Source organism: Streptomyces sp. 13-12-16 (genome assembly GCF_002114215.1).
Taxonomy (GTDB): domain Bacteria; phylum Actinomycetota; class Actinomycetes; order Streptomycetales; family Streptomycetaceae; genus Streptomyces.
The window spans coordinates 1-8,790 of sequence record NZ_NCTE01000208.1; the positions used below are offsets into that span (position 1 = coordinate 1).

8 protein-coding genes are annotated in these 8,790 nt (G+C 69.5%); 1 reads left to right on the forward strand and 7 read right to left on the reverse strand.

All coding sequences use genetic code 11. The features are described from left to right. The 7 genes from B7767_RS09600 to B7767_RS09630 all read right to left on the reverse strand — a co-directional run. Window positions 1–1,482: NADH-quinone oxidoreductase subunit G (locus tag B7767_RS09600; protein ID WP_143652315.1), on the reverse strand; the 1,482-nt coding region annotated here is incomplete at its 3' end. Beyond that, window positions 1,479–2,828: an NADH-quinone oxidoreductase subunit NuoF gene (gene nuoF, locus B7767_RS09605; RefSeq protein WP_085571817.1), complete on the reverse strand. Its 1,350-nt coding sequence runs from the start codon at window positions 2,826–2,828 to the stop codon at window positions 1,479–1,481. The genes nuoF and B7767_RS09600, both read right to left, overlap by 4 nt. Beyond that, a complete protein-coding gene (nuoE, locus tag B7767_RS09610; protein ID WP_085571818.1) occupies window positions 2,828–3,748 on the reverse strand; it encodes an NADH-quinone oxidoreductase subunit NuoE in 921 nt (306 codons plus the stop codon). The genes nuoF and nuoE overlap by 1 nt, the downstream gene beginning before the upstream one ends. Continuing rightward, window positions 3,745–5,121 carry an NADH-quinone oxidoreductase subunit D gene (locus tag B7767_RS09615; RefSeq protein WP_085571819.1) on the reverse strand — a complete coding sequence of 459 codons (1,377 nt, stop codon included), beginning with the start codon at window positions 5,119–5,121 and terminating at the stop codon, window positions 3,745–3,747. Before B7767_RS09615 ends, nuoE begins: the two co-directional genes overlap by 4 nt. Then, window positions 5,118–5,879 carry an NADH-quinone oxidoreductase subunit C gene (locus B7767_RS09620; protein ID WP_085571820.1) on the reverse strand — a complete coding sequence of 254 codons (762 nt, stop codon included), beginning with the start codon at window positions 5,877–5,879 and terminating at the stop codon, window positions 5,118–5,120. Before B7767_RS09620 ends, B7767_RS09615 begins: the two co-directional genes overlap by 4 nt. Further along, window positions 5,876–6,430: an NADH-quinone oxidoreductase subunit B family protein gene (locus tag B7767_RS09625; protein ID WP_010041554.1), complete on the reverse strand. Its 555-nt coding sequence runs from the start codon at window positions 6,428–6,430 to the stop codon at window positions 5,876–5,878. Before B7767_RS09625 ends, B7767_RS09620 begins: the two co-directional genes overlap by 4 nt. Window positions 6,431–6,443: 13 nt before the next feature. Continuing rightward, window positions 6,444–6,803 carry an NADH-quinone oxidoreductase subunit A gene (locus tag B7767_RS09630; protein WP_003974383.1) on the reverse strand — a complete coding sequence of 120 codons (360 nt, stop codon included), beginning with the start codon at window positions 6,801–6,803 and terminating at the stop codon, window positions 6,444–6,446. Window positions 6,804–7,814: 1,011 nt separating this feature from the next. On the opposite strand from B7767_RS09630, the gene B7767_RS09635 reads away from it, so the two are divergent. Further along, a complete protein-coding gene (locus B7767_RS09635; RefSeq protein WP_085571821.1) occupies window positions 7,815–8,654 on the forward strand; it encodes a C40 family peptidase in 840 nt (279 codons plus the stop codon). The last annotated feature ends 136 nt before the right edge of the window (window positions 8,655–8,790 follow it).

Sequence of the window (8,790 nt, forward strand, 5' to 3'; positions counted from 1 at the left end):
CGCGCCCTCGCCCCGCAGCGCCTCGGCGGCCCCGGCCCCGTCACCCTGCAGGCCGACGCCGCCGGCCAGGGCGTCCAGCCACTCGGTCTCGGTGCCGGGAGCGGCCGGCAGCAGCGTGCCGCCGGCCTTCTCCAGCCCGCGCGTGGCGTGCGTGGCCAGGGCGAAGGTCTTCTGTCCGTGCTTGCGCCAGGCCTTGCGCAGCCGCAGGAAGACGCCGGGCGCCTCCTCCTCGGACTCGAACCCGACCAGCAGGACCGCGGGCGCCTTCTCCAGGTGCGCGTACGTGACGCCCGTGCCGTCGAGGTCACGGCCGCGGCCCGCCACCCGCGCGGCGAGGAAGTCGGCCTCCTCGGCGCTGTGCACGCGCGCGCGGAAGTCGATGTCGTTGGTGGCGAGCGCCACCCGCGCGAACTTGCTGTACGCGTAGGCGTCCTCGACGGTGAGCCGGCCGCCGGTCAGGACACCGGTGCGACCGCGCGAGGCCAGCAGTCCCTGCGCCGCGATCCGCAGCGCGTCCGGCCAGGACGCCCGCTCCAGCTCACCCTCGGGGTTGCGCACCAGCGGCGTGTCGAGACGGTCCCGCAGCTGCGCGTACCGGAACGCGAAGCGCCCCTTGTCGCAGATCCACTCCTCGTTAACCTCGGGGTCGTGGGCGGCGAGCCGCCGCATGACCTTGCCGCGCCGGTGGTCGGTGCGGGTGGCGCAGCCGCCGGAGCAGTGCTCGCACACCGACGGCGACGAGATCAGGTCGAAGGGGCGGGAGCGGAACCGGTACGCCGCCGAGGTGAGCGCGCCGACCGGGCAGATCTGGATGGTGTTGCCGGAGAAGTACGACTCGAAGGGGTCGCCCTCGCCGGTGCCGACCTGCTGGAGCGCGCCCCGCTCGATCAGTTCGATCATCGGGTCGCCGGCGACCTGGTTGGAGAACCGGGTGCAGCGGGCGCACAGCACGCACCGCTCGCGGTCGAGCAGCACCTGCGTGGAGATCGGGACGGGCTTCTCGTAGGTGCGCTTCTTGCCCTCGAAGCGGGACTCGGCCTGGCCGTGCGACATGGCCTGGTTCTGCAGCGGGCACTCGCCGCCCTTGTCGCAGACCGGGCAGTCCAGCGGGTGGTTGATGAGCAGCAGCTCCATCACACCCTTCTGGGCCTTCTCCGCGACCGGCGAGGAGAGCTGGGTCTTCACCACCATCCCGTCGGTGCAGGTGATGGTGCAGGACGCCATGGGCTTGCGCTGGCCCTCGACCTCGACGATGCACTGGCGGCAGGCGCCCGCCGGGTCGAGGAGCGGGTGGTCGCAGAACCGGGGGATCTCGATGCCGAGCTGCTCGGCGGCCCGGATGACCAGGGTGCCCTTGGGCACGCTGATCTCGGCGCCGTCGATGGTCAGCGTCACGAGGTCCTCGGGCGGGACAGCCGCCTCTCCGCCTCCGGAGGAGCGCTGGCCCGCGGCGGAGCCGCTGTCGGATTGCTGTACGGTCATGCGTTCACCTCCGTACGGTGGTCGGCCCAGGCCGTCGACCTGGCCGGGTCGAAGGGGCAGCCGCGGCCCGTGATGTGCTGCTCGTACTCCTCGCGGAAGTACTTGAGCGAGGAGAAGATCGGTGAGGCGGCGCCGTCGCCGAGTGCGCAGAAGGACTTGCCGTTGATGTTGTCGGCGATGTCGTTCAGCTTGTCGAGGTCGGCCATCCGTCCCTTGCCGGCCTCGATGTCCCGCATCAGCTGGACCAGCCAGTACGTCCCCTCGCGGCAGGGCGTGCACTTGCCGCAGGACTCGTGGGCGTAGAACTCGGTCCAGCGGGTGACGGCGCGGACGACGCAGGTCGTCTCGTCGAAGCACTGCAGGGCTTTCGTGCCGAGCATGGAACCCGCGGCGCCCACTCCCTCGTAGTCGAGGGGGACGTCGAGGTGCTCGTCGGTGAACATCGGCGTCGAGGAGCCGCCCGGCGTCCAGAACTTCAGCCGGTGGCCCGGGCGCATCCCGCCGCTCATCTCCAGCAGCTGGCGCAGCGTGATGCCGAGGGGCGCCTCGTACTGTCCGGGGTTGGCGACGTGGCCGCTGAGGGAGTAGAGCGTGAAGCCGGGGGACTTCTCGCTGCCCATCGAGCGGAACCATTCCTTGCCCCGGTTCATGATGGCGGGAACCGACGCGATCGACTCGACGTTGTTCACCACAGTCGGGCACGCGTAGAGGCCCGCGACGGCAGGGAAGGGGGGACGGAGCCGCGGTTGACCCCGGCGGCCTTCGAGCGAGTCGAGCAGTGCGGTCTCCTCACCGCAGATGTACGCGCCCGCGCCCGCGTGCACGGTGAGTTCGAGATCGAGGCCACTGCCCAGGATGTTCTCGCCGAGGAAGCCGGCCGCGTAGGCCTCGCGCACGGCCTCGTGCAACCGCCGCAGCACCGGGACGACCTCACCACGCAGGTAGATGAAGGCGTGGGACGACCTGATGGCGTAACAGGCGATGACGATGCCCTCGATGAGGCTGTGCGGGTTCGCGAAGAGGAGCGGAATGTCCTTGCACGTTCCGGGCTCCGACTCGTCGGCGTTGACAACCAGATAGTGGGGTTTTCCGTCCCCCTGGGGAATGAACTGCCATTTCATTCCCGTCGGGAAGCCGGCGCCGCCGCGCCCGCGCAGACCGGACTCCTTGACGTACGCGATGACGTCGTCCGGTGACATGGCGAGCGCCTTGCGGAGCCCCTCGTACCCCTCGTGCCTCTTGTAGACGTCCAGCGTCCAGGACTCGTCCTCGTCCCAGAAGGCCGACAGCACGGGTGCGAGCAGCTTCTCCGGGCTCATGTCCTTGAGTTCGGGTGCCAAGGTCATCACTCCCCCTCCTCGGCGACGGGACCCGACGGGTTGGAGGGGCGGGGCGAAGCCTCTCCATCACGGGTGGTGGCGGGTGACGGGTGGGAGGGATCGGAGGCCGACGTGTCCTGCGGCGCGTCGTGCGAGCTGAGGTGCTCCGTCGGTGACGGCTCGTGCGGCGGGGTGTCCCGGGGCGCCTCACCGCGCGGGTGCACCACGCGCGCGGGTGCGGCCTCCCCCTTGGCCAGCTTCAGGCCGATCAGGGAGGCGGGGCCCGCGCTGCCGGTGGCCTCGACGGCTCCCTCGCGCGTGTCGGGGAAGCCGGCCAGGATGCGGGCGGTCTCCTTGAAGGTGCACAGGGGCGCCCCGCGCGTGGGCTCGACCGGACGGCCGGCGCGCAGGTCGTCGACCATGCGCTTGGCGCTCTCGGGGGTCTGGTTGTCGAAGAACTCCCAGTTCACCATCACCACGGGCGCGAAGTCGCAGGCCGCGTTGCACTCGATGTGCTCCAGGGTGACCTTGCCGTCGTCGGTGGTCTGGCCGTTGCCGACGCCCAGGTGCTCCTGGAGCTCCTCGAAGATCGCGTCGCCGCCCATGACGGCGCACAGGGTGTTGGTGCACACCCCGACCTGGTAGTCACCGCTCGGCCGGCGCCGGTACATGGTGTAGAAGGTGGCGACCGCGGTCACCTCGGCCGTGGTCAGGTCCAGCATCTCCGCGCAGAACCGCATCCCGGTGCGCGTGACGTGACCCTCCTCCGACTGCACGAGGTGCAGCAGCGGCAGGAGGGCGGACCGGGAGTCCGGGTAGCGGGCGATGACCTCGCGCGCGTCGGCCTCCAGCCGGGCCCGGACGTCGTCCGGGTAGGCGGGTGCGGGCAGTTCGGGCATGCCCAGGCTGACGCCCCGCTCGGACCGCTCCGAAGAAGAGGTGGTCACCGGTCGACGCCTCCCATCACGGGGTCGATGGACGCGACGGCGACGATGACGTCGGCGACCTGGCCGCCCTCGCACATCGCCGCCATGGCCTGCAGGTTGGTGAAGGACGGGTCGCGGAAGTGGACCCGGTAGGGGCGGGTGCCGCCGTCGGAGACGACGTGCGCCCCGAGCTCGCCCTTGGGCGACTCGACCGCCGCGTACGCCTGTCCCGGCGGGACGCGGAAGCCCTCGGTGACCAGCTTGAAGTGGTGGATCAGGGCCTCCATGGAGGTGCCCATGATCTTCTTGATGTGGTCGAGGGAGTTGCCCAGTCCGTCCGGCCCCAGGGCGAGCTGGGCGGGCCAGGCGATCTTCTTGTCGGCGACCATGACCGGTCCGGGCTGGAGCCGGTCCAGGCACTGCTCGACGATGCGCAGCGACTGGCGCATCTCCTCCAGCCGGATCAGGAAGCGGCCGTAGGAGTCACAGGTGTCGGCGGTCGGGATCTCGAAGTCGTAGGTCTCGTATCCGCAGTACGGCTGTGCCTTGCGCAGGTCGTGCGGCAGGCCGGTGGAGCGCAGGATCGGGCCGGTGGCGCCGAGGGCCATGCAGCCGGCCAGGTCGAGGTAGCCGACGTCCTGCATGCGGGCCTTGAAGATGGGGTTCCCGGTGGCGAGCTTGTCGTACTCCGGGAGGTTCTTCCTCATCGTCTTCACGAACTCGCGGATCCGGTCCACCGCGCCGGGCGGCAGGTCCTGGGCGAGTCCGCCGGGACGGATGTACGCGTGGTTCATCCTCAGCCCGGTGATGAGCTCGTAGAGGTCGAGAATGAGTTCACGATCACGGAATCCGTAGATCATGATCGTGGTGGCGCCGAGTTCCATGCCGCCGGTGGCGATGCACACCAGGTGGGAGGAGAGCCGGTTCAGCTCCATCAGGAGCACCCGGATGACGGTGGCCCGGTCCGGGATCTGGTCCTCGATGCCGAGGAGCTTCTCGACGCCCAGGCAGTACGCCGTCTCGTTGAAGAACGACGTCAGGTAGTCCATGCGCGTCACGAACGTGGTGCCCTGGGTCCACGTGCGGTACTCGAGGTTCTTCTCGATGCCGGTGTGGAGGTAGCCGATGCCGCAGCGGGCCTCGGTGACCGTCTCGCCGTCGATCTCCAGGATCAGACGGAGCACTCCGTGGGTGGACGGGTGCTGCGGGCCCATGTTGACGACGATGCGTTCGTCGTCGGCGCGGGCCGCGGTCTCGACGACCTCGTCCCAGTCTCCGCCGGTGACCGTGTACACGGTGCCCTCGGTGGTCTCCCGGGGGGAGGCCACCGAGGAGGTGGCCCCTGAGGGACTCGACGAGGGGTGGTGGCCGGGCGACGGGTTGGGAGTGCTCATGAGTACGACCTCCGCTGGTCCGGAGCCGGGATCTGGGCGCCCTTGTACTCGACGGGGATGCCGCCGAGGGGATAGTCCTTGCGCTGCGGATGGCCCTGCCAGTCGTCCGGCATCATGATCCGCGTGAGGGCCGGGTGACCGTCGAAGACGATGCCGTAGAAGTCGTACGTCTCGCGCTCGTGCCAGTCGTTCGTCGGGTAGACGGAGAACAGCGACGGGATGTGCGGGTCGCTGTCGGGGGCGCTGACTTCGAGGCGGATCAGCCGGTTGTGGGTGATCGAGCGCAGGTGGTAGACGGCGTGCAGCTCGCGGCCCTTGTCGTTCGGGTAGTGCACGCCGCTGACGCCGGTGCACAGCTCGAAGCGCAGGGCGGGGTCGTCGCGCAGGGTCCTCGCGACCCGGACCAGGTGCTCGCGCTCGATGTGGAAGGTGAGTTCGCCGCGGTCGACGACCGTCTTCTCGATGGCGTTCTCCGGGAGCAGGCCCTGCTCCTCCAGGGCTCCCTCCAGTTCGTCGGCGACCTCGTCGAACCAGCCGCCGTAGGGGCGGGACGCCGGTCCCGGGAGCCGGACAGAGCGGACGAGTCCGCCGTAGCCGGAGGTGTCACCGCCGTTGTTGGCGCCGAACATGCCGCGCTGGACGCGGATCTCCTCGCCGCCCTGTCCGCGCTGGCCGGGGAGGTTCTCGGCGGAGAGGTCCTTCTCGGGGTTGGCCCCGTCCGTCCCGTTCGGCCCGCCGTTGCCGTTCGCGCCGCTCATCGCAGCAGCCCCTTCATCTCGATCGTGGGCAGGGCCTTGAGTGCCGCCTCCTCCGCCTCGCGGGCGGCCTCCTCGGCGTTCACGCCGAGCTTGGAGGTCTGGATCTTCTGGTGGAGCTTGAGGATGGCGTCCATCAGCATCTCGGGGCGGGGCGGGCAGCCGGGGAGATAGATGTCGACCGGGACGATGTGGTCGACGCCCTGCACGATCGCGTAGTTGTTGAACATGCCGCCCGAGGAGGCGCAGACCCCCATGGAGATCACCCACTTGGGGTTCGGCATCTGGTCGTAGACCTGCCGCAGCACCGGCGCCATCTTCTGGCTGACCCGCCCGGCGACGATCATGAGGTCCGCCTGCCGCGGCGAGCCGCGGAAGACCTCCATGCCGAAGCGCGCCAGGTCGTAGCGGCCGGCGCCGGTGGTCATCATCTCGATGGCACAGCAGGCGAGGCCGAACGTGGCGGGGAAGACGGACGACTTGCGCACCCAGCCCGCGGCCTGCTCGACGGTGGTCAGCAGGAATCCGCTCGGCAGCTTTTCTTCGAGTCCCATGACTTGTGGCCCCTCAGTCCCATTCCAGGCCGCCGCGCCGCCATACGTACGCGTACGCGACGAAGACGGTGAGCACGAAGAGCAGCATCTCCACGAGCCCGAAGATCCCCAGGGCGTCGAAGGTGACGGCCCAGGGGTAGAGGAAGACGATCTCGATATCGAAAATGATGAAGAGCATCGCCGTCAGGTAGTACTTGATGGGGAAGCGCCCGCCGCCGGCCGGCGTGGGGGTCGGTTCGATACCGCACTCGTAGGCCTCGAGCTTGGCGCGGTTGTACCGCTTCGGACCGATCAGCGTGGCCATGACCACGGAGAAGATCGCAAAGCCTGCCCCGAGGGCTCCCAGTACGAGGATGGGCGCATACGCGTTCACCGCTCCTCGCTCCTCTCAGTCGGCATTGACTGCAATGGGGTCCCCCCGGGGGCGAGCGAAACCGAGCCCCTGGGGGAGGTCGTGCATCGGACCCGCCCCGCCTCAACAGCCCCACGAACCACGCCCGCCCCGGCGAAGATCGAGAACATGTGAAGCAGGTCACAAGCCCAACCGCTCCGCATCCTATGCCCGTGAGTCTGTGATCTGCGACACGGGGTATCGCACAAGCTTTGTGATCTCCACCACCTGACGAACGATCATGAAGTCGGATGAGCGGTGATCTTCACACGCCAAGCATTCAGGCGATCACCAAAGGTGACATTTCGCCTCGTCAGTGCAGCTCAGAGCGGCCGTCTCCATATCAAGAGGCTTCCCGCGCATGCAAATTGGCGCTGGACTCGATCTCTTGATAGAGGCACGTTCACACATCAGGGGGGACCGGAAGCGGGATGTGGACGTGTGCACGCGTTCACGAAGTCCCGGCGACACGATCCGGCCATCGCCCCGGCCATCACCCCGGTCGCCACCCCGACCGCCGTCTCGCCGCCGATCCGACCCCCACTCCGGCCGCCGCTCCGGTCGGCGACACCCGCACCGATCCCCGCACCGATCCCCGCATCGCCCCCGCACCGATCCCCGCATCACCCCCGTGCCCATCCCCGCATCGCCCCCGTGCCCATCCCCGCGTCGCCCCCGCGCCGATCCCCGGATCGATCCCCGCGTCGATCCCGGCGGCCGGCCGAGGCGCGGTCGGCGCTCCCGGACGCGACGGCACGGGTAATCGTTCCGTGACCTCCGTCACATCCATGAGAGGCGCACGAGAGGAGGGATTGGCCAACCAGTCCAACCGGTGGTAAGCACGGGGCAATTCGGACGTAACGATGAAAGTACGTGATCACGGGCCGATCACGGGCGTCCGCAATGTCCGTTAGGGCGTCAATAAAAAGCGACACGCCCGGGATTCGGAGTCCCGATTGAACAACTGTGGCGCAGCCCACGTTTCTTGAAGATATGAAGCAGCGCCTGGTACCGGTTGTTCCCATGTCCCACACCGCTCACATACGCAGCCACCGGAAACCCCGCCGCACCGCCCAGTCCACGATGGCGATGCGGGCCGGAGTTGCCGGTGGCGTCCTCAGCACCCTGGCAGTGGCCGGGGCGTCGGGTTCGGCGAACGCTGCCGAGCCGGTGACGCAGACCCTCGAACTGCCCACCCTGACGGCCGACCTGGCCGCCCAGGTCGCCCAGTCCGCGGACGCCACCCAGCAGGCCGCCGCGAACTACCAGCTGCGGGCCGAGCGTGACGCGGCCGCGGAGCAGGCCGCCAAGGAGGCCAAGGCCGACCTCGCGGTGGCCAAGAAGAAGGCCGAGGCGAAGAAGAAGGCCGCGGAGGAGGCCCGCAAGGCCGCCGCGGAGCGCGCCGCCCGCAGCGCCGAGCGCACCACCCTCACCGCCACCGCCACCGCCACCACCACGACCGCCTCCGCGCCGGCCAGCGGCAGCGTCGCGACGGTCATCGCCTTCCTCAAGGCGCAGGTGGGCGACGCCTACGTCATGGGCGCCTCGGGCCCCAACGCCTGGGACTGCTCCAGCCTGGTCCAGGCCGCGTTCAAGCAGGTCGGCGTCGACCTGCCGCGCGTCTCGCAGGACCAGTCGATGGCCGGCACCGATGTCTCGCTGTCCAACCTCCAGGTCGGCGACATCCTCTACTGGGGCGGCAAGGGTTCCGCGTACCACGTGGGTGTCTACATCGGCGGCGGCCAGTACCTGGACGCGGCCAACCCCTCCAAGGGCGTCGTCATCCAGGACCTTTCCGGCTACCCCGCGTCGGGTGCCGTGCGCGTGCTCTGAGCCGCGCCCCGTCATGGGCCGGAGGGCCGCTGCCGCTCGGGGGCAGCGGCCCTCCGGTGTTCCCGCACACCGGGCCGAGATCACCCGATTGCCCGAATCGTCCCACCGCTCGGGCGGGTTGGCGGTGCCGGTACGC